Origin of the sequence: Ruminococcus sp. RTP21484sp1_RTP21281st1_A8_RTP21281_210402 (assembly GCF_040914025.1) — a bacterium.
GTDB classification, from domain to species: Bacteria; Bacillota; Clostridia; order Lachnospirales; family Lachnospiraceae; genus Blautia_A; species Blautia_A faecis.
On record NZ_JBCPGE010000001.1, the window covers coordinates 116709 to 143433 of the forward strand.

Here is a 26725-nt window from a genome sequence, read left to right on the forward strand (position 1 = left end):
ACGCTCTAATGATTATTCTATATTTAATTATAGTGGAAAAACCAGGAAATTCCAATGGATTCTTTTGCTTATGTTTGACTTGTTCTTTTTCTTCCGCTATACTAAAATGTGTTTAAAAAATGCTTTCTGCAAGATGTGTTTCACTGTTTTCGTGAAATTTACGCAGTAAATCTGACACTCATATCATTCTATTTCAGTACTAAGGAGATTTTTCTATGGATTCAGATAGATTATCAGCTCTGCCTCAGGCTTTTCTTCATCGGATGAAGGATATGCTTGGGGATGATTTTGAACCTTTTCTGGCAGCTTATGAACAGCCGCGTACTTATGGGCTCCGGGTAAACACGGCAAAGATTTCCTGTGAGGAGTTTGAACAGATCGTGCCCTTTGAAGTGAAAAAAATCCCATGGGTTTCGAATGGTTATTTTTACAATGAGGATGTAAGGCCATCCCGGTGTGCTCTTTATCAGGCTGGACTTTATTATCTTCAGGAACCAAGTGCCATGACCCCCGCTTCCCGTATTCCGGTGGAGCCAGGGGAATATGTGCTGGATATGTGTGCAGCTCCTGGAGGAAAAGCAACTGCAGTTGGTTCCGCCCTAAAGGGTGAAGGACTTCTGGTTGCAAATGATATCAGCACTACCAGGGCAAGAGCACTGCTTCGAAACCTGGAACTGTTTGGGATTCCCAATCTTTTTGTTTCCAATGAAAAGCCTGAAAAAATGGTAAAGAATTTTCCGGAATTTTTCCATAAGATCATTCTGGATGCACCTTGTTCCGGAGAGGGGATGTTCCGTAAGGAGGAAGCTCTTGCCAAAGACTGGACTCCTGAGAAGTCTGAGGAGCTTTCCAGAATTCAGAAACAGCTTTGTCTGAATGCGGCAGACATGCTGCAGCCGGGAGGACAGATGCTTTATTCTACTTGTACCTTTGCACCTTGTGAGGATGAGCAGATCATTTCCTGGCTTCTCAGGGAACGGCCGGAGCTGTCTCTGATTTCCATGGAGGATTATGAGGGCTTTTCCACCGGAAATCCTGAATGGGGAGATGGGAATCCACAACTGAAAAAATGTGTGCGCATTTTTCCCCATAAAATGCAGGGGGAGGGGCATTTTCTAGCCCTCTTGCAAAAGGAGGGAACGGCTGGACCTTCCGCTGGTACTTCTAAGACCAGTCGTCTGGCTGCAGATGTCCGGAAGTATATGGAAGAATTTTTCAGAGAAATCGGGTTGAAAACTTTAGACGGCCAGGAGTTTGACTGGAACCGGGTGGAGGTCCGGGCAGATAAAGTTTATTATCTGCCGTCTGTTTCCTATAATTTCAGAGGACTTACGTTTATTCGGAACGGACTTTATCTGGGAGATCTGAAGAAAAACCGGTTTGAACCGGCTCAGCCGCTTGCACTGGCTTTCCGGAAAAATGAAGCTGAAGCTGTGATTTCCCTTTCTGTGGATGATCCAAGACTGGAGCGGTATCTGAAAGGGGAAACTCTTACAATTGAGCCTGAGGAGGCTGCTCATTCTAAAGGATGGCATTTGCTTTGTGTGGAAGGGTATCCCCTTGGGTTTGGAAAACTTGTGAATGGGACATTGAAAAATAAGTATCCAGCGGGGTGGAGAGTGTAAGTTTGTCAAATTTTCGCTTTCCCTTCCGCCTGCGACGTGCGTGGATGTGGCGTGCCTGGTCTGAGGGCTTTGCGGAGGTTCCGAGAAAATCTTAGAGGACAGGATTTTGCGTTGAAGACATGAGAGGACACTGTCTGAGCTCCGAAGGAGCGAGTTTGGCCTCTCATGTCTTCGCTTTTAGCAAAATCCTGTCCTCTTAGATTTTCCGGGTTCTTCGCACAGTTCTCAGATCAGGCACGCCACATCCACGCACCTTCTGCGAACACAAGCAATCATCCTAACAATATCTCTTTTTTCAACGTAAAGGAATAAATATACTTCTCTTTCACCCTGCGCCCAGTCATTCTATGAAGTGCCTGAGCATAATCCTCCAGCTGAGTGTGATACAGATCAACCAGCTTCTGCTCTTCCCCCCTGCGCACACGATCCGTCTTGTAATCAACCAGCACGATCTCATCCCCTTCCAGAAAATAAGCGTCTATGATTCCCTGCACAAGCACACGTTCCTTGGGATCCCATGCCTCATCTATTTCAGCAGCACTTCTGGAAATGACAAAAGGCTGTTCCCTGAAAAGAAGCCCCGATAATGCAGCGACTTTCATTCTCTGCCCCAGTGCCCCATTCACAAAAGACTGAATATCTGAAATTCTGATACATTCTGCTTCTGCCTCAGACATTTTTTTGCTCTGAACCAATGCGTTGATCTGCTCTTTCAGCTGCTGTGCACTATCCGTTTTATTGTACTCAAGACATTCCATCACACGATGGTAAGCAGTACCTCTTGCCGAACCTGTGAACGCCTCTTCCGTTTCCTTCTTTTCCTCAATAAATCTTGGAACCAGCGGAACAATGTCCGGTTCGAAATATACAGCTTCTTCAATATCCGTATCTTCATGGTAACTCTTCTTTTTCAGATCCGATACGCTGACCTTCACCGGAATATCTTTACGATATTCATAAGGATATACAAATCCAAAACGCTTTTCCAGTTCCGCTTTGATTTCAGGATCCACGATTTTCTCACAATCCCAGTTATCCAGAATATCGTCTTCCATCTGCCCGACAGCCTGTTCCACCACTTCAGCCTCCGTTAAAGTCCGCGCTGTGATCCTTTTCACCTGAAACTCTGCCGGATCATCATAAAGCAGATTATCATGGGATGGCAGCAATCCAAACTCCTCAAAAAGTTCATCCATGCAGCGGTGCCTTGCAAGCGCAGGAAGCACATAATCCCAGTAAGTTTTTCCATTCAGTCTCGTTTCTGCCGGAAGAAGTTCCTGTTCATTTTCGCGGAATCTGTATAAAGAAAGCAGCCTTTTTTCCAGATTTCCTATTGTTCCGGTCATGATCAGTTTCTCCTTGGCACGCGTCAGGGCAACGTAAAGTACTCGGATTTCCTCCCCCAGAGTCTCTTCCAGAAGCTTACGGCGGATCACCTGCTTATACAGTGTTGACACAATCATCCGCCGGTCTGGCAAAATGGCGTCAGCGCCAAGACCGTAATCCGGATGAATCAGAAGTCTGGCGTTCAGATCCTGCATATTGAACTGTTTTCCCATACCGGCAAGGATTACAATCGGAAACTCGAGTCCCTTGCTCTTGTGGATCGTCATGATTTCCACGGAACCTTCTCCTGCGCCAGAAAGATTTACTTCGCCATAATCAACTTCATATTTTTGCAAATGTTCAATATATCGGACAAAATTAAATAAGCCTCTGTAACTGGTCTTCTCATAATCCATTGCCTTTTCCACCAGCATAGCGAGGTTGGCGCTCCGCTGTGCACCATTTGGCAGAGCTTTCGCATAATTACCATAGCCGGTTCTGCGGAGAATCTCAAGAATCAGCTCATGCACAGGAGTGTACACCGCAAGATCACGCATTTCATTCAGCAGGACTATAAAACCATGTAATTTGTTGTAAAGAGTTCTTTCCTGCCCCTCATATTCTTCCAGGAAATTCAACACGCTGTCATACAGCATCCCCTTCGGATGTTCTTCCCGCAAAACGGCAAGCTCCTGGGTAGTACATCCCACCAGCGGCGACCTCAGCACACCCGTCAAAGGAATATCCTGAAGAGGATTATCGCAGACCTGCAGATAATTCAGAATCGTAACCACCTCAAGTGCGGAAAAATATCCCGTCTTTGAAGCGGCATACACAGGAATTCCGTGGGCAGAAAGCACCTCTGTAAAGGTTTCTGACCAGCCGGAGGCGGTGCGAAGAAGGATTACAATATCTCCGTATTTCGCAGGACGATATTCTTTGGTTTCTTTATCAAGTACCAGCTCTTTTCCCACAATTTCCTTAATTCTGTGGGAAATAGCAAGAGCCTCCAGTTCCCGGGCATCCTTTCCTTCCATCAGATCCTCCAGTTCTTCAGAATCCTTTTCTACCAGAAGAACTTCTGCAGGAAGAAAGCTTTCCTTGTTTCCTTCCGGAAACACAGCTCCAGGATAAAGAGCTGCGGCTTTATCGTAGGCAATTCCACCAAGATCTGTTCCCATAATCTGACGAAAAATAAAGTTTGCACTATCCAACACCTGGGACCGGCTGCGGAAGTTTTTATGAAGATCGATTCGCTGTTCCGTACTGTCCGTTAAACTGTACTGTTCATACTTTTCCATAAAAAGCTCCGGTCTGGCAAGGCGGAACCGGTAAATGCTCTGCTTCACATCACCTACCATGAATATATTTTTTCTTCCATCTGCCCAGCCGGAAACACAGTTGGTGATCATTTCCTGTACCAGGTTACTGTCCTGGTACTCATCCACCATGACCTCGTCATATTTCAGGGAAAGTTCACGTGCTGCCGGACTCATGTGATAAATGTACTTGCTCTCTCCAGTCCAATCACCGTCGTTTTCGCCATTTTCTTCCGCTGCATGAACCCTTTGAATCAGGATTTCCAGTGCAAAATGCTCCATGTCCGTAAAGTCCAGAATATTTTTTTCCCGCTTCTTCTCTCCATACATACGGATAAATTCCCTGGTAAGCTCCACCAGCATTTCTACAGGCTCCCGGCAGGTTTCCAGAAGCACTGGAAGTTCCTCCTCCTTTACGGAAAAATACCGTGTTCCAATATCCTTTAAAATATCCTTTGCATTTTCCCGAAGAGATTTTACCTGCTCTTTCAGCGTATCATCTACAGGATCTTTTGGTTTCTTTCTGGAAAGAGCGGCAAAAGCCGGTTTGCCAAGAAGCTCTCCTGCTCCGTCAAAATCACCGGCGGCGGCTTTCTCTTCTGCTGCACGAATGAGGATGAGATCACTTTGCAGTGCTTCATCATACAGGTATGGTCCTCCTGGCGCATTGCAAAAGCTTCTTGCCTGGGTAATCAGTTCCTTTGCCTGGCAAAGATCCTCCGTAATGTTTTTCCATAACAAATTCATCCATTCTGATGATTTTACAGACTCTAAATCCGTATTTCTATAACTATCTATGCATTCTTCCAGCCAGGTATCCGGATATGGATTGCTCATGGCAGCATTATACAGAGAATAAATCAGTTCTTTGATTCCATCATCTGTTTTGCCTGATGCGTAGCATTCGATAAAATACTTAAACTTTTTGTCATCTTTTATGTAATAGTTCTCCAGAAGCTCCTTCATCACGTCCTCTTTCAGAAGCTTCAATTCTCCCTCTTCTCCTGTCCGATAACCAGGATCCAGACCAATAAGATGGAAATAATTGCGGATCACATAAGCACAGAAGCCATCTATCGTGGTGATCTGCGCCGTATGGATCAAGGTAGTCTGGCGCTGCAGATGCTCATTGTCCGGATTCTCACAGAGAGCATCCTCCAGGGCATTTGCAATTCGTTCCCGCATTTCCCCTGCTGCTGCTCTTGTGAACGTCATGATCAGAAGCCTGTCAATGTCAACGGGATGCTCCGGATCCATCACCTTTTTTAGAATTCGCTGCACAAGCACCGCAGTCTTTCCGGAACCAGCTGCTGCACTTACCAGAATATTCCGGTTTCTTAAATTGATAACCTGCTCCTGCTCTTTCGTCCAGTTCACTGCCATTATTCATCCACCTCCTTCACAAAAGCATCCCACAGCTCTTCATCTGTAAAGTTTTTCAGCCTGCGGAATTCATAGCCTGGAATATCCATGTCAAAACCGCATACGCCGCTGTAAGGACAGTAGGTACAGGCATTTTTCTTTCCCATCATATAAGGGGAAACCTGGGCATCTCCGGTCATAATGGACTGTCTGATATGAGAAATCTTTGTTTTTACATAACGGTTTAAAATATCAAACTGCTCTTTTGAGGCTACAGAAGAATTTTTCCGGAAGCTTCCGTCTTTGTTAAAGGATACTGGAATTGACACAAGGGAACTGTCCATCTTTTGTACCAGTTCTTTATCTTTCAGAACCAGTCCGTTCATCTTTAGTTCCTTCAGCACCTTTTCCTGGACAGTCTCTATATCTGCATCTATTTTTTCCTGAATCATAGGATCCTTGATATTGTAATAAAATACCCCTGCAGGAATCACCTCTTTATCCTTATGCTTGTTTTGCTCTACGGTAAGGGCACCGTCCATGTAGATCATCAGCTGCAGCTGCAGACCATGATACAAAGAAACCAGATCAAAAGAAGTATTCCCGGTCTTATAATCAATGACCCGGACATACAGCTTCCCATCATCTGTCTCCATAGTATCCACGCGATCGATCCGACCGCCCTGAAAAACAACTTCCACACCTTCCGGCTCAAATTCCCCGGATTTCAGCTGTTTCTGAATTGCCCACACAGTTCTTCGTACCATTCGCTTGGTGCGCTGAATCATATATTCATTGCGTGCACTGCTTTTTAGAATGGTATTGCCATAATCTGCACTTATTTCATCTACCAGGCGGTCTGCCAGCGCATCCCGCTCTTCCTCAGAAAGCTCTGCCAGAGAAAGCTTTTCTTTGTTCACTTCCTTTATCAGAGACTCCAGCACCTTGTGCATAATATTTCCCATATCCATGGCGCGGAATTCATATTCTGCACGCTCCGTAAGTTTAAGACCATACTGGAGGAAATGGGCAAAAGCACAGGCAGAATAACGCTCCAGCCTGGTGGCACTGTAGGGCGACACCTCTCCATAGAGAACCTTTGCCACACTTTCGCTGATAATATCAGCAGGCTTTCTGGTTCTGGAAGCCTCCACCAGCTTTTGGGCTAAAGTCCTATATTTAGGACTTCTAAGATACCAGCTGTAAAGCTCGCTGTACAAAGGACTTCCCTGTCCCACAGCGCCCTCTCCAAGACCTTTCAGGAAGCATTCCAGACTGGTTCCCGGAAGCTCCATGGCGTTCAGGCTGAATTCCTCATCACCTGCATTTTTCACCTCCAGTCCGGGATATAGAGCCTGTATACTGTGGATCAGATATGCAGGACTTATAGGTTCTCCTTTTCCATTTGATAAACTGTAGGAAAGGCACAAATGCTCACTTGGCTTTGTCAGATTCAGGTACAGGTAAAAGCGCTGGGTGTTCATCAGCTCTTTCGGACCTGGTGCAAGCTCCATTCCCTCATCTGCAAAGAATTCTCTGTCCATCTGGGTCAAAATTCCGCCAGAGTCTGTATTTTTCGGAATATTCCCCTCGTTTACACCTACAAAAAACAATGCCTTTATTTCTTTCAGACGGGTTCTTTCCATATCTCCAACAAGGACCTGATCCATACTGGGCGGGATCAGCGCAACCTTTGACTTGGCAAAACCAGTTTCCAGAAGCTGGACAAATTCCGTTCTTGTAATTTCTTCCTCTCCAAGGATCTCTACCATGCGGTCAAGAAGTTCCATAACAATTCCGTATATCTGGGCGTATTCTTTTTCCAGAGCTTTTTCTCCTTTTTCTTTAAAGAAAAGCTCCTGTTTCTTTAGTTTTTTCTGTATTTCACAGCTTGCGATAAACTGATATAAACTATAACAATATTCACATACTTTTCTCTTTCCACTGGAAAATCCCTGAGCCAGGATCTCAGCCTCCCTCACAAATATTTCCCGGTATTCGTTCAGAACCTGAATATCCTCCGGATCCATGGTCCGGTAAACTCTCACCCACTTCTCGGACCACTTTTTGTAACCGTGAATTCCAAGGGCAAGCACATAATTCTCCAGCATATCCACCTGTTCCCTTCCAAGGCCGGACATATCGCAGCGCAGATATCGGAAAACACTTTCGTAGGAAAAACCCTTTGTAACCATTTCAAGAGCAGCACGAATATATTCTATAAATGGGTTCATCAGAATGGTGTGCTTCTCATCCAGGAAATACGGGATCCGGGATTCCTCGAATACCTGAGATGCAATACTTTTGTACGCCTCCAGATTTCCGGTAATCACAGCGATTTCTCCGTATTTCATATTTTTTTCACGGACCAGACGGCGTATTCTCCTGGCTGTCTCTTCCAGTTCTTTTACAGGGGATTCTGCTGCAAATATGCAGATTTCTTCCTGTTTCTTCTCATAGGCAGATCTTCTGTAGCGGAAAAGATGCTTCTCCAGGAAGTCAAGGGAGGTGGAATTTCCAAAGCGGCCCTTTCTCTCATCCTTCAGAAGAACGGGATCATCCAGATTGCTGGTCAGACCGGACAATGTGTGGATCATTTTCCTGCTCATATAGAATAACTGATGTGGTTTTCCCATCTGTAAGGGATTTTCTCTGGCATCCATGGTGACAGTTACCAGAACCTTATCGCAGACATTTAAAAGTTCCCGGATCACGTTCATCTGCACCGGAGTAAAACCGGTGAAGCCATCCAGAAGGAGTACAGATTTTTTCAGTTTATCAGAAAAAGGAATAGCTTTTTTCAAAGCGTCCATCACGCCTTCGCCAGTCATATAATGACCTTCCAGATACTGAAGAAAGGCCTGATAAAGGACACCCACATCCTGCATTTTCATATGAAGAAGAGAGTCTTCCCCTGTTTTTCCCAGCATGTCCTGCAGTTCTTCTTCCCGGATATCATACTGCATAAATTCTGAAATCAGAGATTTCACTTCGTCCAGATAGCCCGGTTTGTTCATCTGGCTGCCAAGATAGGGCAGATTTTTTCGATGCTGCTGCACCAGCTTCTGAAGAACCATACTTTTTCCAGTGTCATCCAGAAGCACTTCCATGGCACCGCCTGTCTCCTCGAAAATACGATAGGCAAGGCGCTGAAAGCTGAGCACGTCGATATTCAGGATTCCCTTTCCGGGGTGCATTTCGACTACGTTTTTCTGTGTCTGCATGGTGAACTGTTCCGGGACGATAATATAGTACAGGTGCTGTGGATTTTCCATAGATTCCCGGATGATCTGTTCACATGCATAATGCGTCTTGCCAATACCGGAGCTGCCGATGATGAATTGTAGGGACACGTTTTTTCCTCCTTCTGCCAATTGTATGGAATAAAAAAAGCCTGTATCTGATAAAAAAAAATTCTGCTTTATATTCTATCATATTTTCCATGCTTTGATAATAGGATAGAATAAGAAGATTAAAGCCTGGTTTTTGCGGCCAGGATTATTTTTTTCATTATCAGTGCGATACAGGAGGCGCAGTCCATGAGTTCGAAAACCAGGATCATCGTGTTACATATGAAGGAAGTGGTATATACCATCGCCTTTCTGATTCTTGCTGTTCTTCTGGGAATCCTGATCTACTTTATGTTCGGGCCTGGAAAAAGCCAGACCACTTCTGCTGCTGGAGAGGGGCTTTATACGCCTGGCGTTTACCGCAGTTCCCTTACTTTGAATAAAAATACTTTTGACGTGGAGGTTACAGTAGATCAAAACAATATCCAGTCTATTGAGCTGGTAAATTTAAGTGAAAGCACCACTGCCATGTTTCCGCTGGTAAAGCCTTCCCTGGAATCACTGGCCAGCCAGATTGTTGACAGCCAGTCCCTGGACGACCTGAAATATTCCACGGACAGAAAATATACGTCACAGCTGCTTATTTCTGCCATTGAAGATGCATTAAAAAAGGCGGAGAACCATGTAAGTTCTCCGCCGTCTGAGCAATAAACAAACCTAATTATTTCCTACCTTTACAGCTGTATGCTACGCGAAATACAGCTGCAAAATGCATAAAAAGCGTACCGCACAATAGTTTTATACTTCAAGCTTCTCCAGAGCTTCCATCCATACCGCTGCGCTTGCATCACTTGGCATACGCAGGTCACCTCTTGGAGACAGTGCCACACTACCTACCTTCGGGCCGTCAGGAAGACAGGAGCGTTTGAACTGCTGGGCAAAAAATCTGCGGTAGAAGATTTTCAGCCATTTCAGAATCGTAGCCTTGTCATAGGTACCCTCAAAGGTACAGCAGGCAATGCGATAGATCTTATCCGGTTCAAAGCCTGCACGAAGCATATAATACAGATAAAAATCATGAAGTTCATAAGGACCAACCAGATCTTCTGTTTTCTGTGCGATCTTGCCGTCCTTAGGTGGCAGAAGCTCCGGACTTACCGGAGTATCCAGAATATCCAGAAGAACTTCTTCCAGCTCTTTCTCTCCGCAGGTATCTGCATAATAGCGGACAAGATGTCTTACAAGCGTTTTGGGAACAGAGGCATTTACACCATACATGGACATATGGTCTCCATTATAGGTTGCCCATCCAAGAGCAAGCTCGGAAAGGTCACCGGTTCCCACAAGAAGTGCTCCCTCCTGGTTTGCCATATCCATAAGAATCTGCGTACGCTCTCTGGCCTGACAGTTCTCATAGGTTACATCATGAACGGAATCATCGTGACCGATATCACGGAAATGGATATTTACCGCCTCTTTAATATTGACCTCCGTCAGAGCAGCACCAAGGCACTGGCTTAATTTGCAAGCATTCTGGTAAGTTCTGTCTGTGGTACCAAAGCATGGCATGGTAATGCAGCGGATATTCTCAGATGGCAGTCCCATCAGCTGGAAAGTACGTGCAATTACAAGCAATGCCAGTGTAGAATCAAGTCCCCCGGAAAGTCCGACCATTGCCTTTTGGCAGTGGATGTGGCTCATTCGCTTCTTAAGTCCCATAGCCTGAATGTTCAGAATCTCCTCACAGCGCATATCACGCTCTTCTTTTACAGAAGGTACGAAAGGATAGGGGGCAAACTTCCTGGTAAGAAAGGTCTCTTCCACTTCCACATCAAAAGGTACGATCTGGCAGTCAGCATCATCAGATGCCGGATAGGTGGAAAGTCTTCTTCTCTCATCTGCCAGTCTCTGCACATCAATTTCTCCGTAAATCACAGTGTTCTGGAAGCGCTTCGCCTCTGCCAGCATGGTGCCATTCTCTGCGATCAGGTTCTGTCCGCCAAATACCAGATCCTGGGAGGATTCACCCTCTCCTGCTGTGGCGTAAATATAGCCGCACACCAGTCTGGCAGACTGACCCTTCACCAGATCACGGCGGTAGGAATCCTTGCCAACCATCTCATCACTGGCTGAAAGATTGACGATAATATGGGCACCGCCCTGTGCCAGATTTACACTAGGCGGAAGTGGAACCCACAGATCCTCGCAGATCTCCGCGCCAACTGTCAGCTCCGGCAGTCCTTCACATGAGAAAATCAGATTGCTGGCAAAAGGTACGCTTTCCTCCCCAACTGTCACATCTGTCCACACATCTGCCCCGGAAGCAAAGTGTCTCTGCTCATAGAATTCATTATAGTTTGGAATATGAGTCTTAGGTACAAATCCAAGAATATTTCCGTGGTTCAATACTGCTGCCACATTGTAGAGCTTGCCGTTCATCCGCATAGGAAGTCCCACAAAGATCAGCGCATCCACATCCGCAGTCTCCTCTGCAATAGTCAGAAGGCTCTCCCATGCACTGTCCAGCAGTCTTCTCTGAAGGAAAAGATCCTGGCAGGTATAGCCTGTGATGCAAAGTTCCGGCAGTACCATCAGCTTTGCATGCTGTGTCTCCATTTCACGGATTACTTCCAGAATTGCCCTGGTATTGGCCTTACAATCAGCAACTGTAACCTGCGGCGTTCCTGCCGCTACTTTAATAAATCCCTGATTCATATCCTAGTCCTCTCTTATCCTACCATTTTCACGCCTTAGAGTGTGTTTGAAAAAGGCTTTCTGCAAGATGTGCGTCACAATTTGTGGGAGATTTCGCTCGGATGAGGGCGCCGTAGCGGGCTACGGCAACCGAATTCGGGTGAAATATACCGCAATCTGCATGCTCTATGACGGAAAATAGTGATTCTGTCTCAATTCAGCTTATTTGCAGCATCTTCTCAGAATTTCTTTCAGCTCTTCTACTGTGAAATTGTAGTTGGTATTACAGAAATGGCAGTTCATCTCGATTGGCTTGCCTTCCTGGATCATTTCGTTTAATTCTTTTCTGCCGATGCTGATCAACGCTTTCGCTACTCGCTCCTTGGAGCAGTTGCAGTGGAAACGGGTGTCCATTTTCTCGTTAATCTGCATTTCAAAGCCTTCCAGCACTTTCTCCAGCAGACTCTCCGGGGTATGTCCCTCCTCTAACAGGTTGGTGACAGAATTGATCTTCTGTACGTTCTGTTCTAACCTGGAAATCACTTCTTCCTCTGCAAATGGCATCAGCTGTACAATAAATCCACCAGCCTGACGTACTGTATTATTCTTATTCATCAGGACTCCAAGTCCAACTGCGGACGGTACCTGCTCACTTGTCGCAAAATAATAGGTCAGGTCTTCTGCGATCTCACAGGTCTGAAGCATAACCTGTCCGCTGTATGGCTCTTTTAGCCCCATATCCTTAATCACAGTCAGGAATCCAGGACCAACTGCTCCTGCAACGTCCAGCTTACCTTTGGAATTTGCTGGAATGCAGACATCTGGATTTCCTACATAGCCCTTTACATTTCCCTGGGAATCGGCAGTTACCGTAATTCCCTGAAGGGGACCGCCGGCCTTGATCTGAAGGGTCAGAACATCTTTTTCCCCCTTCATCATGGAGCCCATCATGGCTCCTGCAGTCAGAAGTCTTCCAAGCGCTGCCGTAGCCACCGGACTTGTATTATGGTGCTCTCTTGCAGTCTCCACCATCTCAGTGGTCACTGCCGCAAATGCACGGATCTGGTCGTTAGCTGCAGTCGCGCGGATGATATAATCATTCATGTGTATTCTCCAATCTATACTGTTATAATGTTAATCGTAATCCTATAGCTATTTATCTTATTATTATATTATCATTTACCATGTTCCCTTACTACAAAGGTAAGCCTGCCGCTATCTTCCTTCGGTGGCTCCAGTGTATAAGCATCATACACTGCCAGAAGCTCCATCCCCGCTTTTCCAGTAAGTTCCTTGATCTTCTCCAAAGAATAGGCTCTCTGATAGTGAACCTCCTCATCCTTCTCATAAAGTCCGTCCTCTCTTGGAATAAACAGAGCCAGCTCATATGTATTAATCCCGGTCTCCTCATCATAACTGTTCTCCCAGATAAAGCTTCCCTCATCCCGGTTCTCAGCAATCGTAGTATTCCCGATCATAGTCTGATACTTATAAACCGTATTCATATCAAACAGAAAAATCCCCTGAGGATCCAGATAATTATTTACCAGGGCAAACACATGCTCCAGCTCCTCTTCCTCTGTTATGTAATTCAGACTGTCACACACGCTTACCACAGCCCGTACGGTTCCATAAAGTTCAAACTCCTGCATATCCTGAAGAAGATACAGGATGTCATGCCCGGACTCTACCCGCTTCTCCATGGCCTCTGCCAGCATTTCCCCGGAATTATCCACTCCGATCATGTCATAGCCAGCCTCTGCCAGTATCTCAGTCATGGTTCCCGTGCCGCAGCCAAGATCCAGCACAAGTCCGTCTGTGATTCCCTGCGCTGCAAGCTGCTGCTTCAGCCATTTGCCCCAGGTCTGGTAGTCCACATTGTCCTGGAACATATCATATACTCTGGCAAATTCGCCATAAGCCTGAAAATTATCCATATTCCCTCCAACTGTCACGGACACAGCCATCCATCCCGGGTAGCTGTGTCCGTGTAAGTCAACATTCTGCTTTTTCTGTTATTACTCTACAGGCATATAATATACGTCTGCACCTTCTCCATGCCAGTAATAATCCACATCATTCTGATCGTAAACGTCCTCATTATTTACAAAACGATAGGTATTTCCATCAAAGTCAACCCAGTTTCCATTTCCATCCGGAGTAATTACAAGGGGATGGCCATCGGAGTTACGGTAAATAGTTCTGGTCTGGTTGGTGTCTGTAAGCTGCTCCTGGGTAAATCCGCCGGAGTTTGTGATTGTTCCATCACTGCTTCCATCACCTGAGGACGCAGAATCAGTACCTGCACTCTGTGTTCCGTCAGTGGAACCATCTGTACTTCCCTCAGTGCTTCCGTCTGCACTGTCAGAAGACTGTACCGGTGCAGCAGCTTTCAAAGAAGACTCTCCTGCAATTCCGAAGGAATCAACTGCAGCCTTAACTCCTGCATAAGAAGCCTCATCCACAACAGATCCGCAAATATTGTAATACTCATCAGAGCTCTTATAAATTTTATGGATCGCATAAACATATCCGCCGCTCTTGGAAGCATCTGTGTACTTCACAGTGTAAGAATAAACGCCTACTCCCTCCACATCACTGGCGGTATAATCCTGGATCTCAAAATCAGTACCTTCTGCAAGGTCAGAAGCCTGCTCTAATGCCACAGCCAGATCCTGCGTATCCGGAAGCATAGCAGAAGACATGTCCTCTTCTCCCTGTCCATGAAGGATCAGGATCTTACCCTGCTCCGGGGATTCGAAGCTGAGCATATCTGCCTCATCCGCCTTATTGGACCAGGTAGCATCTGGAAGCTTAATGGAGACAGCCCCATTGCTTGATGTATAGGTGCTGTCCTGTACGTCTGGCGCGATGGTTGGCTCCGGAGTTGGTGTAGCGGTTGCTTCCGGAGCAGGTGTCTCAGTTACCACTACCTGTTCTTCCGGCTCGTCTCCGCCAAAACTGCAGCCTGTAGCAGCTGCAGAAACAATTGCTGATATCGTTAAGATTGCTAAAATCTTTTTGTTCTTCATAGTATCCTCCTTATTTCTTTTCATAAGTAAATTTTGTAAATCTACATTATTCTATTTCATTAACAAAACGAAAATATTTCTCGTTTATAAAAATCTCCCGAGCTGTATTTTACAATTTTATTACAATCCTGTCAATGGATTTCCCACTACAGAATCTAAATTTGCTGTGAAAATATTATAAACTTTCGTGACGAACTTTATACATTTTTTCAAAGAGTGTTGGTAAAATACTGTCTGCAAAATGTACGTTGTATTTGACAGCATATTTTACTAACCTGAATTTCTTTTTTATTTTACGCTCTGTTTGTCATACTTTTGTAATATTTATTTTCCATATTCGTACATATGCAATTTATGAAGCGCTCTGGTAGCTGCAATATAACGTCCCTGTTTTGCAATCGGGCTATGATCTGCTGCAGGGAACAGGGAAAATACCTGGTCAAATTCCAGACCTTTTGCAAGATAAAACGTAGTAACTGTAAGGCCTTTGCAGAAGCTGGTACTGTCACGATGCAGGTACGAGAAACGATTTTCCATATCAAACCCTGTATTTTCCAGTTTTTCTTTCAGAATGCGGGCGGCTTCTTTTGCCTCAGATTCCGTGCGAAGGATCAACGCAGCTGTCTCAAACTGTTCTGCTCCCAGCTGAAGCTTATTCACAAGCTCATCCAGAGCCGCTTCCATTGCCTGCTGTTTTTTCCCTTTAAAAAATAATTCTTCCACCGGATCGCCATGACGATCAAACAGATCCATATCTGTAATCCCTGCAAGCTGATTCGCATAAGAAGCAATCTCCACAGTGTTTCGGTAGCTTTTGTTCATGACGATCCTGCGGATCTCTTTTCCGAAAATTTTCGGTAAAAATCCCAGGACATCCTGAGCCTCATCTTCCATAGTCTGGGCTTTGTCCCCCAGAATGGTCATGCGGCAGGGGAACATCATTTTAAGGATCAGATACTGAAGCCTTGAATAATCCTGCATTTCGTCTACTACCAGGTGCTTGATACCATTGTGACTGGTCTGGCGAAGAAGGCGGTACTTCATGTAAAGTACCGGATAGACGTCCTCGTACCGAAGCTTTCGCTCCTGAAGCTGTACATGGGGAAGTCCCGGATAGCCGCAGCTTTCCAGAAAACGGCTGTAGATCACATAGAGATCCTGTGTCTCATACATATTCATGAATTTCTCCATTACAATGGCACGTTCTTCCTCATCCATATCATTATCCCGAAGCGTCTCTACCTCATCAATGAAATTCTCTGCAACTGCCTCCATACGTGATAACAGAGGGATATCCTGAAATTTAAAGTAAAAAAGATCAATGATCTCCTCTTCCTTTTTCGTAAAGCTCTTATATTCCACATCCTGAAAATCCATCAGCTCATCTTCTAAGGAGGTGAGATACCCCTCCATCTGATTCAAAAATCCCCTGGACTGTTTTTCCTTATATAAGGAAGGCATATCCGGGAAATTCAGACTGCGCTCAATCTGGTCATAACGGTCTTCGCAGTCAGATACCGTATCTTTCAGCTGTCTGTAGGCAAAAAGATCAAAGCTCATTTCTTTAATATTTTCCTCTCCCAGTTCCGGAAGTATATGGGAAATATAATCAGAAAAAATGCTGTTGGGAGACAGGATCAGGATATTGGAGGATTTCAAGTTCTTGCGGTCGTGATACAAAAGATAGGCAATTCTGTGCAAAGCAATGGAGGTCTTGCCGCTTCCGGCTGCGCCCTGGATTACCATGATCTTATCCCTGTTGTTTCGGATGATGGCATTCTGCTCCTTCTGGATGGTGCGGACAATATTTTTCAGCGCAGTGCTGCCTCCGCTGCCAAGCTCTGCCATAAGAATCTCGTCATCAATCTTCACATCACTTTCAAACTGGTAAATCATACGGCCATTTCGAATCTTGTACTGCCACTTAGAAGCAATTTCACCGCAGATGGTTCCCAGCGGTGCCTGGTAAGACGCCGGACCTTTATCATAGTCGTAGAAAAGCCCGCTGACAGGAGCACGCCAGTCATAGATCAGCGGCGTATGCCCTGCCTCTTCTGCGAAATTTCCGATTCCAATATAAAAAATCTCCGGCTCCTCATCCCCTTCAAATACGAAATCCACTCTTCCAAAGAAAGGGGAATCCAGCATTTTACGAAATCTTTTTCGCAAATGGATCTGCTGCTCGTTGGCGTTGATCTGGTGAAGAAGTGCCTGCTGGTTATCGAAATTTTCGTAACCATACTGGTCCATCTCCGTATAGTTCTCCCAGTAATACTCATGCATTCCTTCGATATCCTTCTGTCCTTCCAGAATGGACTGGCTGATATGGGCGATCCTGGTTTCTAATTTATCTGTAACGTATGCAAGAAAAGCTGCTCCGTCTTTATTATCAATTGTCATTGGGGGTATACTCCTTTAACATTCGCGTTGCAGCCCTTTCTACCAGTCTTGTAAAAAGACACCTAGGGCTGCTGCAATAAATGAGTTTTTTCGTTGTCATGACTTTGTCCCTGCCTTCCTTTCCGGCAGAAACTTTGCTCCATTATACATTATCTGCGGGTAAAAGTACAGACAGCAAATCCCTGGATTTTTTCTCTCTGAAGACAAAAAAAACAGCAGTTTTTCCGTATATTTTCCGAAAAAGCTGCTGTATTTTTTTATCTGTTTCACTTACTTTTATGCAGTCTGCATCTTATCAAACTGGCTGTTGTAAAGATCTGCGTAGAAGCCTTTCTTTGCAAGCAGCTCTTCATGGCTGCCCTGCTCGATAATGTCGCCATCCTTCATAACCAGGATCAGATCTGCATCCCTGATGGTGGAAAGTCTGTGAGCGATGACAAAGCTGGTTCTGCCTTTCATCAGGTTATCCATAGCTTTCTGGATCTGTACCTCGGTTCTGGTATCAACGGAGGAAGTAGCCTCATCCAGGATCAGGATCTTATTGTCTGCAAGAATGGCTCTTGCGATTGTCAGGAGCTGCTTCTGTCCCTGGGAAACATTGCTGGTCTCCTCATCCAGAACCATGTTATAGCCTCCCGGCTGCTGCATGATAAAGTTGTGGATATGAGCAGCCTTTGCTGCTGCGATCACTTCCTCATCGGTAGCATCCAGCCGTCCATAGCGGATGTTTTCCATAATGGTTCCGGAAAACAGCCAGGTGTCCTGAAGCACCATTCCAAACATTTCATGAAGCTCGCTTCTGTTGAAATCTTTTACATCATGGCCATCTACTTTAATAGAACCACTGTTTACATCATAGAAACGCATAAGCAGCTTAACCATGGTGGTTTTTCCTGCACCGGTAGGCCCTACAATCGCAATTTTCTGACCATCTTTGACCTTTGCCGAAAAATCGTGGACAATGATCTTTTCCGGATTGTAACCGAAGCTTACATGATCAAATTCTACATTTCCGCTGAGCCCGTCAATAGAAACAGCATTCTCTTTGGTGGTCTCCTCTTCCTCCTCATCCAAGAACTCAAACACACGCTCGGAAGCGGCTGCTGAGGACTGAAGCAGGTTGGTTACCTGTGCGATCTGCTGGATGGGCTGGGTAAAGTTACGGATGTACTGGAAGAAGGACTGAATATCACCTACTTCAATAGAACCCTTGATCGTGAACCATCCTCCAAGAAGGGCTACCATAACATATCCAAGGTTTCCAACAAACTGCATGACCGGCATCATGATTCCGGAGAAAAACTGGGATTTCCATGCTGATTCGTAAAGCTTCTGGTTGTCTTTTTCAAATTCTGCAACTACGTCTTCTTCTTTATTAAATACCTTCACTACATTGTGTCCACCGTAGTTCTCTTCAATCTGGCCATTTACCTCACCCAGATACTTCTGCTGTGCCTGGAAATATTTCTGGGAGTGCTTCATAACGAAATTGATGATAAGCATGGACAGCGGAAGGATCAGAAGGGCAGCCAGAGTCATCCACACATTGATGGACAACATCATCACAAACACACCGATCAGGGTGGTAACTGATGTGATCAGCTGGGTAATACTCTGGTTCAGGCTCATCTGAAGGGTATCCACATCGTTCGTTACGCGGGAAAGGATTTCTCCGTTTGTCCGGCTCTCATAGTAGTTCATTGGGAGGCGGCTGAATTTCTTTGAAATATCTTTACGTAAATTGTAGGTGACATCGTTGGAAATTCCGGTCATCACATAACCCTGGATAAAGGAGAAGCAGGCACTTGCCAGATACAGTCCTAATGTCCATAACAAAATATAGCCGATTTTTTCAAAATCAATGCTTCCGGTGCCGTTTACCTTGGCTACCAGACCGTTAAAAAGCTCTGTTGTTGCCTTTCCAAGGATCTTTGGTCCTACAATGTTAAAAATGGTTCCTGCAATTGCAAACAGAAACATGAGAACGAAACGGAATTTGTAGCGTTCCATGTATTTCAAAAGTCGTTTCATTGCTCCTTTAAAGTCTTTTGCCTTTTCCCCGGAGTTCATTGCACGGCTCCGATGACCACCCATCATAGGGCCTCTGGCTTTGTTTTCACTCATGCTAATTCCTCCTCTGAAAGCTGTGACATGGCGATCTGGCGGTAAACCTCGCAGTTCTTCATCAATTCCTTGTGGGTGCCGATGCCTGCCATATTTCCGTCATCCAGCACAATGATCTGATCTGCATTCAGGATAGTGCTGATTCGCTGTGCTACGATAATCGTGGTAATATCCTTTGTCTTTTCCTTCAGAGCCTTGCGAAGCTTGCTGTCAGTCTTGAAATCAAGTGCGGAAAAGCTGTCGTCAAAGATCAGGATTTCCGGCTTTTTGGCAATCGCTCTTGCAATGGAAAGACGCTGCTTCTGGCCACCGGATACATTATTTCCTCCCTGGGAAATAGGTGCTTTGTAGCCTTCCGGTTTCGCTTCAATAAAGTCATCGGACTGGGCAATCTGAGCTGCCAGTTTTACATCTTCCTCTGGCATATCCGGCTTACCGTAACGAATGTTGGAATCGATGGTTCCAGAGAACAGGACTCCCTTCTGAGGTACATAGCCCAGACGGTCACGAAGCTCATGCTGTGTCATATTTCGTACATCCACACCATCTACTTTGACACAGCCCTTCGTTGCATCATAAAATCTGGGGATCAGGTTGACCAGTGTACTCTTACCGCTTCCGGTACTTCCGATGATAGCAACCGTCTGGCCTTTTTCTGCCTTAAAGGTAATATCGTTGATGACATTTTCCCCGGCTTCCGGATAAGCGAAGCTTACATGGTCAAATTCGACCGTTCCTTTTTCCTGCTTATCTGGCATTACCGGTTCCTCCGGATCATTTACAGATGGCTCCATTTCCAGGACCTCACAGATTCGGCCGGCTGCCACGTTTGCCCTTGGGAGCATAATGGAGATTGCTGTGATCATCAGGAAGGACATAATAATCTGCATTGCGTACTGGATAAATGCCATCATATTTCCTACCTGCATAGTTCCATTGTCAACGCCATGTGCACCGAAATAGATAATCGCTACAGATACACCGTTCATGATCAGCATCATGATCGGCATCATAAATGTCATACAGCGGTTTACAAACAGGTTTGTCTTTGTCAGATCCATATTTGCTTTTTCAAAACGCTCTTCCTCATGCTTCTCACGGCTGAACGCGCGGATAACCGGGATTCCGGTAAGGATTTCCCTGGTTACCAGGTTCAGACGGTCAATGAGAGTCTGCAGCCTGGTGAATTTCGGCATTGCAATCTGGAACAGTACAAAAATAACAATCAAAATGATAGCTACTGCGGCTCCAAGGATCCAGGTCATGGAGGAATCGGTCTGGAGAACCTTGAGCACGCCTCCGATGCCAAGGATGGGCGCATACAGAACGATTCTGAACATCATGGTCATAACCTGCTGCACCTGCTGCACATCGTTGGTACTTCGCGTGATCAGGGATGCAGTGGAAAATTTATGATATTCGTTGCTGGAGAAATGAATGACCTTGCGGTATACATTATCTCGCAGATCATGTCCAAGGGCTGCTGCCACTCTTGCTGAAAGGAAAGTAACACTTACAGCGGCCAGCATGATCACCAGCGCCATCAGGACCATCTGGATTCCGGATGTCCGGATGTAATTCATCTGAATTGCATCCAGATCCTCGCCCATAGCTTCGTATTCTGCTTTCACACCACTGACAGCGGCCTGTGTAAGAATAGATTCCGGCATGTCGGAAAGCTTCTCATCTGCAGCCTCCAGCATCTGTTTTTTTGCATCCTCCGGCATTGCTGACAAAACCTGCATTGGGTCCGTTCCTTCCGATACCTGCATCTGGGAAAGCATTTTCTGGCTCTCTTCACTGCCAGAGGTAAAAGAGGTGTACATCATCAGAGGTTTGCACAGAAGATCGTTTAATTCCTCACGTTTATCCCCTGTAATGCCATCTTTCAGTTCATATGTGTCTCCATCCAGGACATAAGAGTCCTGAACTTCTTTCTGTGTGTCTTCGTCCATAAAAATCTGCAGATTTTCCATTGTGCTCTGACGCATTTTTTCCGGAACACCATCTGGTATTCCCCCCTGCTGGATCCCTACGTTAATTACCTTGGAGGTGTAATCCGGCAAGGACAGATCACAGTATGCCTGCAAAAACAGCAGTCCAATGATCAGGACGATATAGCCTGCTGATTTTTTCAGATACTTCATTAATTTAATCATGCTTGGGTTGTCCTTTCTACATTTTTTCAAAACATCCGGGCTTTTCTGCCTTTTGCTTTGTTTTTCAGTTTCCTGTGCTACTTTTTATTATGGCAAAAATGTCCCATGCACATTTCTTCCGGTGAAAACTCTGGTGCTGGCATTGCCGCAATATTTTCCTTGATCTGTATGCAGAATCGTTTCATCAGACATAACTCACTTTCGGAAAATCCGTTCAGAACCTGTTTTTCTCCTTCCTTTGCCATGCGCATACCTTCATTAATTATTGCTTTTCCTTCTTCTGTAAGATAAATCCGGCTTATGCGTTGATCTTTTTCATCCTGTTTTCGAACTATAATACCGATTTTTTCCAGGCGTTGGATACTTACGGTAACAGTAGGCGGCTTCACGCCTAACTGGCTGGCCAGTTCTTTCTGGCTACATCCGTCTTCTTTCCACAGAACAGCCAGAATCGGCATTTGTCTTGGATGGATTCCCAGACTTTTAAGTTTACCAAAGCATTTTTCCATATACATGCGGCTGATTTCCATAATCAGACGTTGAATGCTTTTCTCATTGTTGTTTTCCAAATTCTCACCTCACTTGCTGTCTGAAACTGAGATACAAGCTTTGGAGTGTGTATTACAGTTTCAAGTTCCTGTTCAGCTTTCTCATATTAGTTAGCCGACTAATTTTATAGTTTACACTTTTCCACAAGAAACGCAAGTGTTTTTTGTGCAGTTTATATTTTTTTTAGATTTGTGTCTTAAATTTATTGAATTTAAAATATGTATTTATTTTGTCGGCTAATTATTATGTATAAGACCACATTATCTGTTGTCCGGAATTTTCATGGTAAAAAGAATCCTGCTTGCAGGATTCTCCATTTGCGGCGGGTCGCCTGGAGCGACAACACCCCTTCCGCCGCAGTGCAATCCTGCCCGGCAGGCTTTTTATGTAATGCGTAACAGGAATTTCCTGTTACAAAAAAATACCGCCTGCCAAGCGGTTTTCACAGCTTTGACAAGCGGTATTAAATTATTGAATATTGTGATTTCAAATAAACTGGTTGGTCTCTTCGTCGTAGTGGTAGTCGATGGAATCCATCTTATCCAACAGGGATTCCCTGTTCAGTCCGCGGCAGGTGCACAGGGCTTCCAGAGAATCGTAATAATCTCGAAGCTGGGTATTTACATAACTAAGCAGAATCATAGGATCTTTTGGTATCATAAGACTGGGACTCCTTTTCTTTTACTTCACTTTAACCACATACTCTCCATTCTCCACATCCAATACCAGTGTATCGCCGGTATGGACTTCGCCTGAAAGAATTTTCCTGGCGGTCAGTGTCTCTACGTACTTCTGAAGATAACGCTTCAGAGGTCTTGCTCCATAGACAGGATCGTAACCATTGTCAATGACATCCTTCTTGGCTGCATCTGTCAGCTCCAGGGAAAGCTCCTGGTCGGCAAGACGGTCATTCAGCTCTTTTACCATCAGATCAACGATACTACCAATATTATCTTTTGTCAACGGCTTAAACAGAATGATCTCATCAAGACGGTTCAGGAATTCCGGACGGAAATGTCCGCGCAGATCATCCATAACCTCTTTCTGGGCTTCTTCCTTGATCTCACCATTTTCATCAATACCATCCAGCAGATAAGGAGATCCGATATTGGAGGTCATGATCAGGATCGTATTCTTGAAGTCTACAGTACGTCCCTGGGAATCGGTAATACGGCCATCATCCAGTACCTGCAGAAGTACATTGAATACATCCGGATGTGCCTTCTCAATCTCATCGAAAAGTACAACGCTGTACGGTTTCCGACGAACGGCTTCTGTCAGCTGTCCGCCCTCCTCGTATCCAACATATCCCGGAGGAGCTCCGATTAGTCTGGATACAGAGTATTTCTCCATGTACTCGCTCATGTCGATACGAACCATATTCTGCTCATCATCGAAAAGAGTCTGTGCAAGGGTTTTGGCAAGCTCTGTTTTACCAACACCGGTTGGTCCAAGGAACAGGAAAGAACCGATTGGTTTGGTCGGATCTTTGATTCCTGCTTTGGAGCGAAGGATGGCATCGGTTACACGGCGTACACCCTCGTCCTGACCGATAACACGTTTGTGGAGCTCATCTTCCAGATGAAGCAGTTTGGCACGCTCTCCCTCTGTCAGCCTTGCTACCGGAATGCCGGTCCAACGGGAAATGATCCTTGCGATCTCATCGTCTGTTACTACTTCGTGGACAAGGCTTCTGTCGCTCTCTTTTGTATTGCGCTCTTCGATTTCCAGCTGCTGCTGTAATTTCGGCAGCTCGCCATACTGCAGTTCGGAAGCTTTCTCCAGATCATAGTTCTGTCTTGCGATCTGGATCTGTTTGTTCATATCCTCAATCTGTTCACGAAGCTTCTGAAGCTTCTCTACAGAATGTTTCTCGTTCTCCCACTGAGCCTTCTGGGTGTTGAAAGAATCCTGCATTTCCGCAAGCTCCTTCTGAAGCTCTTCCAGACGCTCTTTACTTAAATTATCGGTCTCCTTCTTCAGAGACAGCTCTTCCATTTTCATCTGATCGATTTTACGGCGCTGCTCATCCAGCTCTGTCGGCATGGAATCCAGCTCTGTCTTGATCAGGGCACAGGCCTCATCTACCAGGTCAATTGCCTTATCCGGAAGAAAACGGTCTGTAATATAACGATGTGAAAGTGTTGCAGCTGCAACAAGTGCGCTGTCTGTGATTTTAACACCATGGAATACTTCGTAACGTTCTCTCAGGCCACGAAGGATAGAAATGGTATCTTCCACAGTTGGCTCATCCACCATAACCGGCTGGAAACGACGTTCCAGGGCAGCGTCTTTCTCAATATACTGACGATACTCATCCAGTGTGGTAGCACCGATGCAGTGAAGCTCACCACGGGCAAGCATTGGTTTCAGCATGTTGCTGGCATCCATTGCGCCATCCGTCTTACCTGCACCTACGATCAGATGAAGCTCATCAATAAACAGGATGATCTGACCTTCGCTCTTTTTCACCTCTTCCAGAACTGCTTTCAGACGTTCCTCAAATTCACCACGGTATTTGGCACCTGCTACCAGTGCGCCCATATCCAAGGCAAAAATTTTCTTATCCTTCAGTGCTTCCGGAACATCTCCTGCTACAATTCGCTGTGCAAGACCTTCCACAGCGGCTGTTTTACCAACACCGGGCTCACCGATGAGAACCGGATTGTTCTTGGTCTTACGAGAAAGAATACGGATCACATTCCGGATCTCACTGTCACGTCCGATTACCGGATCCAGTTTCTGGCTTCTTGCCTTTTCCACAAGATCTTCGCCATATTTATTTAAAGTATCATAGGTGGCTTCCGGATTGTCGCTTACTACACGCTGGTTTCCACGTACTGTGGAAAGTGCCTGCAGGAAACGCTCTTTGGTAATGCCAAATTCGCTCCAGATTTTCTTCATGCTGGGGCTTGGATATTTCAGCAGGGACAGGAAAAGATGCTCTACGGATACGTATTCATCTCCCATTGCTTTAGCTTCATCTTCTGCATTTACCAAAGCCTTATTCAGATACTGTCCGAATCTGAGTTCTCCGCCGGATACCTTTACCTTGGCATCCAGAGCTTTCTTTACAGTATCAATAAAATAATCTTTATTTATTTCCATTTTCTCAATCAGTTTGAGAATCAGGCTGTCTTCCTGTGTCAGGAGGGTATATAACAGATGCTCCTGTTCGATTTCCTGATTGCCGTATTCGTAAGCAACCTTCTCCAGATCCTGAACAGCCTGTACGGATTTCTGCGTAAATTTGCTGATGTTCATAGGCTCTCCTCCTTCAGCTTGGGTGAATGAAAATAATTTCACCCACCTATTTTTATATATAAAACGCAGCTGCCGCGGCTCTTTAAAAAAGTAACTCGCAGGGGCTGCGTTTTGTATAGGTAGTTTCTTATTACGGTTTTTAATATAGCATGGATTGTTAGCACTGTCAAGAGGTGAGTGCTAATTTTTTGAGATTTTTTTTGCAAACCCTTTAAAATCAATGGTTTGCAGTATCTTATTTCTTTTGAAATTGTGATTTTTTCTGTTTTGACACCAATTTGACACCAATTTCTCTTTTTGTGGTGTCAAGCATTTAACACCATACTATCTAGTCTTGCAATCTCATTTTCAATCCTTGTCAGCTCTCCAATATGGTTATACACTTCCATTGTTACATCTATATGAGCGTGTCCCATAATATATTGAAGAACTTTTACGTCCATACGGCACTCTGCCATTCTGGTACAAGCTGTGTGACGCATTACATGAGCTGAAAACTTTGGTAACAGCTCTGCTTTCCTATGCTCTTTTTTTGCTCTCTCTACTTCGGTTTTGTTATATGCGTCTACAATGTTGTATAAAACACTATTTACGCCATTCGGCATAAGCGGTCTGCCCGATTTTGCTGTAAAGACAAACCCCGAACACCCGTCCACCTCAATGCTCTTATCCTTTGCAAGCATAAAATTGATTTTTCTTTGTTCCTCAAAGGCTTTTGCAACTTCTTGTGTCATAGGTATAATACGAATACCCGACGACGTTTTTGGTGTTGAGATATGGAACTTGCAACCGTCGCCTAAATTCTTATAAATGAGCTGGTGGTCTACATTAACCGTTTTTGCCTTGATGTTTATATCTTTCCATGTAAGACCAATAAGCTCCCCACATCTTAACCCCGTACCAATCATTATGGTAAACATAGGATAATATGTGTTATAGACATTGCTCTGTTTTACAAACTCCATAAACTTTTCTTGTTGAGAAACTGTTAAGGCTTCTTTTTCCTCTGCTGGTTTTCCATAATCACTAATGGAACTTTTTGCAGGGTTCTTTCGGATAATATCATCATCAACAGCCATTTCTAATGCAGGATAAAGCAGGTTGTGAATATACTTGATTGTAGAATAAGCATATCCAGCTTTGGAAAGTTTCGCATAATACGCTTTAATATGTGAGGGTAAAAGCTGAACAACTTTAATATTTCCAATCTCGTCTTTTACTCTGTTTTCCCAAGCACGAACATAACTAACTCTTGTAGTATCAGCCAGCTCACGAGTTGCCATATAACGCTCAAACAACGTGTTAAGCGTCATTTTTTTGATTGCTCCGTCTGTCAATATATTATCTTCCATATCTTTTGCAATCTGCTTCTCTTTTTCTCGAAGCTCTGGTAAATCTTGTGCATAGACTGTCAATCTCTTGCCTGTTCTTACATCTGTATAACGATAACTGTATCTTCCATCATTACGCCAGTTTTCGCCCTCTCTTAATTTTCTTCCTTTTGGGTCTTTTCTACTAATTGCCATGAGAACCATTCCTTTCTGAAAAAGCCTCTTTTCTTGTTCTCACAGCGTGCTTTGT

Annotated in this window: 17 protein-coding genes; 3 read left to right on the forward strand and 14 right to left on the reverse strand. The window is 44.9% G+C overall.

Translation table 11 applies throughout. The features are described from left to right. Positions 1-215 precede the first annotated feature (215 nt). Complete coding sequence (locus AB5170_RS00525; RefSeq protein WP_148461241.1) at positions 216-1625, forward strand: RsmF rRNA methyltransferase first C-terminal domain-containing protein; 1410 nt, start codon at positions 216-218, stop codon at positions 1623-1625. A 272-nt stretch (positions 1626-1897) separates the two neighbouring features. Here AB5170_RS00525 and addA read toward each other — a convergent pair whose 3' ends face one another. Together addA and addB are read right to left on the reverse strand one after the other, a co-directional pair. After that, complete coding sequence (gene addA / locus AB5170_RS00530; RefSeq protein WP_173770646.1) at positions 1898-5653, reverse strand: helicase-exonuclease AddAB subunit AddA; 3756 nt, start codon at positions 5651-5653, stop codon at positions 1898-1900. Further along, the gene (gene addB, locus AB5170_RS00535) at positions 5653-8985 is read right to left on the reverse strand and encodes a helicase-exonuclease AddAB subunit AddB (protein WP_173770647.1); all 3333 of its coding nucleotides are present in this window, start codon (positions 8983-8985) and stop codon (positions 5653-5655) included. The genes addA and addB overlap by 1 nt, the downstream gene beginning before the upstream one ends. A 186-nt stretch (positions 8986-9171) precedes the next feature. Between addB and AB5170_RS00540 the strand changes: the two genes are divergently transcribed. Beyond that, entirely contained in the window at positions 9172-9633 is a 462-nt protein-coding gene (locus AB5170_RS00540) for a hypothetical protein (RefSeq protein ID WP_173770648.1), read from the forward strand. Between the two features lie 87 nt (positions 9634-9720). On the opposite strand, the gene AB5170_RS00545 is transcribed toward AB5170_RS00540, so the two are convergent. Both AB5170_RS00545 and AB5170_RS00550 read right to left on the reverse strand, forming a co-directional pair. Next, positions 9721-11637: an NAD(+) synthase gene (locus AB5170_RS00545; RefSeq protein ID WP_173770649.1), complete on the reverse strand. Its 1917-nt coding sequence runs from the start codon at positions 11635-11637 to the stop codon at positions 9721-9723. Between the two features lie 28 nt (positions 11638-11665). Beyond that, complete coding sequence (locus AB5170_RS00550; RefSeq protein ID WP_334297736.1) at positions 11666-11740, reverse strand: DUF6783 domain-containing protein; 75 nt, start codon at positions 11738-11740, stop codon at positions 11666-11668. Here AB5170_RS00550 and AB5170_RS00555 point away from each other — a divergent pair. Beyond that, complete coding sequence (locus tag AB5170_RS00555) at positions 11717-11818, forward strand: DUF6783 domain-containing protein (RefSeq protein WP_334297737.1); 102 nt, start codon at positions 11717-11719, stop codon at positions 11816-11818. The genes AB5170_RS00550 and AB5170_RS00555 overlap by 24 nt on opposite strands. A 20-nt stretch (positions 11819-11838) precedes the next feature. On the opposite strand, the gene hslO is transcribed toward AB5170_RS00555, so the two are convergent. The 10 genes from hslO to AB5170_RS00605 form a co-directional block, all read right to left on the reverse strand. Beyond that, a complete protein-coding gene (gene hslO, locus AB5170_RS00560) occupies positions 11839-12720 on the reverse strand; it encodes an Hsp33 family molecular chaperone HslO (RefSeq protein WP_173770650.1) in 882 nt (293 codons plus the stop codon). A gap of 71 nt (positions 12721-12791) precedes the next feature. Then, positions 12792-13553, reverse strand: coding sequence for a class I SAM-dependent methyltransferase (locus tag AB5170_RS00565; protein ID WP_173770651.1), 762 nt, complete (start codon positions 13551-13553; stop codon positions 12792-12794). A gap of 81 nt (positions 13554-13634) precedes the next feature. Further along, positions 13635-14648 carry a hypothetical protein gene (locus AB5170_RS00570; protein WP_173717445.1) on the reverse strand — a complete coding sequence of 338 codons (1014 nt, stop codon included), beginning with the start codon at positions 14646-14648 and terminating at the stop codon, positions 13635-13637. Between the two features lie 324 nt (positions 14649-14972). Next, on the reverse strand, positions 14973-17048 hold the full coding sequence (locus AB5170_RS00575; RefSeq protein ID WP_173770652.1) for a UvrD-helicase domain-containing protein: 2076 nt from the start codon (positions 17046-17048) through the stop codon (positions 14973-14975). Between the two features lie 276 nt (positions 17049-17324). Further along, positions 17325-19172 carry an ABC transporter ATP-binding protein gene (locus AB5170_RS00580; protein WP_368361532.1) on the reverse strand — a complete coding sequence of 616 codons (1848 nt, stop codon included), beginning with the start codon at positions 19170-19172 and terminating at the stop codon, positions 17325-17327. Further along, entirely contained in the window at positions 19169-21331 is a 2163-nt protein-coding gene (locus AB5170_RS00585; protein ID WP_173717566.1) for an ABC transporter ATP-binding protein, read from the reverse strand. The genes AB5170_RS00580 and AB5170_RS00585 overlap by 4 nt, the downstream gene beginning before the upstream one ends. Positions 21332-21408: 77 nt before the next feature. Then, positions 21409-21900 carry a MarR family winged helix-turn-helix transcriptional regulator gene (locus tag AB5170_RS00590; RefSeq protein ID WP_226815755.1) on the reverse strand — a complete coding sequence of 164 codons (492 nt, stop codon included), beginning with the start codon at positions 21898-21900 and terminating at the stop codon, positions 21409-21411. A gap of 466 nt (positions 21901-22366) precedes the next feature. Continuing rightward, positions 22367-22540, reverse strand: coding sequence for a DUF4250 domain-containing protein (locus AB5170_RS00595; protein WP_118582984.1), 174 nt, complete (start codon positions 22538-22540; stop codon positions 22367-22369). A gap of 21 nt (positions 22541-22561) precedes the next feature. Continuing rightward, positions 22562-25144 carry an ATP-dependent chaperone ClpB gene (clpB, locus tag AB5170_RS00600; protein WP_368361531.1) on the reverse strand — a complete coding sequence of 861 codons (2583 nt, stop codon included), beginning with the start codon at positions 25142-25144 and terminating at the stop codon, positions 22562-22564. A 305-nt stretch (positions 25145-25449) separates the two neighbouring features. After that, positions 25450-26670: a tyrosine-type recombinase/integrase gene (locus AB5170_RS00605; RefSeq protein WP_055168668.1), complete on the reverse strand. Its 1221-nt coding sequence runs from the start codon at positions 26668-26670 to the stop codon at positions 25450-25452. Positions 26671-26725: the final 55 nt, after the last annotated feature.